Raw genomic sequence first — 2,350 nt, forward strand, 5'->3', positions numbered from 1 at the left:
CCTAGCCTTGAGGTTTATGAGCAACAGTACAAGGCACGGACGCTAAAGCACCTTCAGAGGAAGGCTCAAGCTTTAGGCTTTGAACTCGTGCCTCAGCCCGCTGCCCATGCGGATGTTTCTTAGGAGAACATAGACGGCTGGATTCGCCGGAGATGGCGGCACCAGGGATAGCGCAAGACGATGAGCCTGGGCCTACGCCATGACCCGTAGTCGGCATCGGGAATGTCCACTTTTTCGAGGTAAGGTCAGAATCAGTTCCAGGTTATACCGCACACAGCGGCTATTAATCCGCACCCAATGGACTCCCTCAATCCAATTCCCCGCCAAGCGATACTTCTTCAGCGTCGAGCAGCTCAGATTTAGCTGCTCTGATGCTCTTTGCTTATTCGCAAACGAAAGCATGACACCCAACTCCAAATAGCAAAAATTTCGATGTAGTGCCAACCCTTTGCTGCCTGATCCAGAGTCATTTTGACATGGCCCCCAGACGCTCTGCGTCTCTAGTCTCATCCTCCATCGCCACTCCCTGCTCAACACAGAGGACGCTCACTCGATTTAAGCCAAAGCCTCCATCAACCAGCCCATGAGGGCGGTGTCGTCTTCGGTCTGGGAGCGATACAATGCCTCTTCAATCAACGTGATCTCTAGCTCTGGCAACGCCCCCGAAACTCGGATCTGTCGACTCCCCCCCTCAGACACGGCAAAAGCAACCACCTGCTGCTCTGCCACATTCACCACCCAATATTCGCTGACCTCTAGCCGTTCGTAGAGCAGTCGCTTGGCACCCAGATCGTCTTTGAACGAGCTGCCGCCGATTTCAATCGCCAGGGTCGGCGGGCCGTAGACATCGACATCAATGGGTGAATTGTCCTGGGGTGGCAGCTGAAAGTCTGGCCCAATGTAAAAAGCAACATCGGGCTGGCAGCCCCGCTCTCCAATTTTGTGAAAGCTGCCGTTGGTAAACTCGGCCAGCCGCACCGATTGCACCATGCCAGAGAGACTAACCACCTTAGAGACCACACTGTTTTGCCGCGCATGCCCACCACCCAAAGCAGCCATCTCAACCCTCATGTAGCCATGATCGAAATAGCCTCGACCTTCGTCGTAGGGAGCAGTGTCCATAGTGGCAACGAAATCATTCCAGGTGGCCTTGACCCAGGTATCGGTCTGTAGAGCTAGCGAAGTAGGAAGTGCCACGGTGAAAATTTCCTCAATGCCAAGTCGCCGTTTAGTTTGATCTTAGTCTACCGTCGCCGCACCACCTGACGCCCCTGCCGTCTTGGGTGAGCAATGGCTCTACTGTGCTGCCACCACTGCTCTCTGCCAGGGTACCCCCGACCAGAAACTGTCCATTGACCAGCTCCAGGCAAAGTTCTGGCCATTCCCAGACCTGCATCTCCATGCTCTGGGAGGCCCACCGCTTCTGTAACTCGTCCTGAAACGCTGGGGGGTGGGGGCATCACCGCGACAGGGTTTTGGTCGACAGATGATGTTTGGCGTCCCACGGTCACGTCAGAAATGCCAATTAGCAAAGCTTTATCCCCAGATATGTCATAGACTCGCTGGTCTATGGCTGCCCGGTACTTGGGCATCAGCTGGGGATTTAAGGCATCGGCAATAGCCACAATCAGCCGACTATGAACTTCGGGCCATAGCTCAGGATTCTCTAAATAGGGATTCATCTCTGGAAATGGAGATGGCATCTCCCCTCTCATACCTGGATCAGAACCTTTCTTCATCTTAGGTCGGCGATTGATGTATCAGGCTCTGCGAGCGGCAAAGCGGGATCGATCCCCGTAATGTAATTTGATGCTTCCTTCCACCTCATTAGCTGACTTCAACCTCAACCAGCCACTACCAGAAGCTTCATCACACTCATCATTGCCGTCCCAGGTGAATTCGAACCGCTCAGTGTCGCCATCTTTGACAAATCCACCATCAAGCTCCCCGGCAACCAGGCCAAATTGAAAATCTCCAGTCCCCTCTGGGTTTACCGTGAAGTAGGCCTGCACCTCCATGTTGAAATAGTCCTCATCCCATTGTTCCATTTCGTAAATGTGCCATGTTCCAACGACAGATGCGGTCTTCTTTTTCGGCATACGCGGCTCCTTTAACTGGTCATACTTTTGTTAGAGTAGCGCTGAAAAATGAGGGCTGTTCCAATAGCTGCGGGGAAATTCTGGAAAAGTTGGGGAGTTGAGTAGAATTGAGAGGGGCTTTCACTTGAGCCCTTCACGAACAGCGACGCTGTTCGATAAACCTGAAAGAAACCCTATAACCAGGCTCTCTCACGTTTAGGGCTTATAGACTGCTGAGGTGCTCTGACAGCTAAAACCGATTAGTCACTGGT

General features: G+C 52.9%; 2 protein-coding genes and 1 pseudogene. All 3 read right to left on the reverse strand.

Translation table 11 applies throughout. The annotated features are described in order from the left end of the window. Positions 1–555: 555 nt before the first annotated feature. The gene (locus IQ254_RS30740; protein WP_313887627.1) at positions 556–1,197 is read right to left on the reverse strand and encodes a Uma2 family endonuclease; all 642 of its coding nucleotides are present in this window, start codon (positions 1,195–1,197) and stop codon (positions 556–558) included. Between the two features lie 251 nt (positions 1,198–1,448). Continuing rightward, a pseudogene (locus IQ254_RS34140) lies at positions 1,449–1,703 on the reverse strand (DUF4058 family protein); the annotation flags it as partial. A 57-nt stretch (positions 1,704–1,760) separates the two neighbouring features. Beyond that, on the reverse strand, positions 1,761–2,099 hold the full coding sequence (locus IQ254_RS30750; RefSeq protein ID WP_193969931.1) for a hypothetical protein: 339 nt from the start codon (positions 2,097–2,099) through the stop codon (positions 1,761–1,763). Positions 2,100–2,350: the final 251 nt, after the last annotated feature.

It is taken from the genome of Nodosilinea sp. LEGE 07088 (genome assembly GCF_015207395.1).
Taxonomy (GTDB): Bacteria; Cyanobacteriota; Cyanobacteriia; order Phormidesmidales; family Phormidesmidaceae; genus Nodosilinea.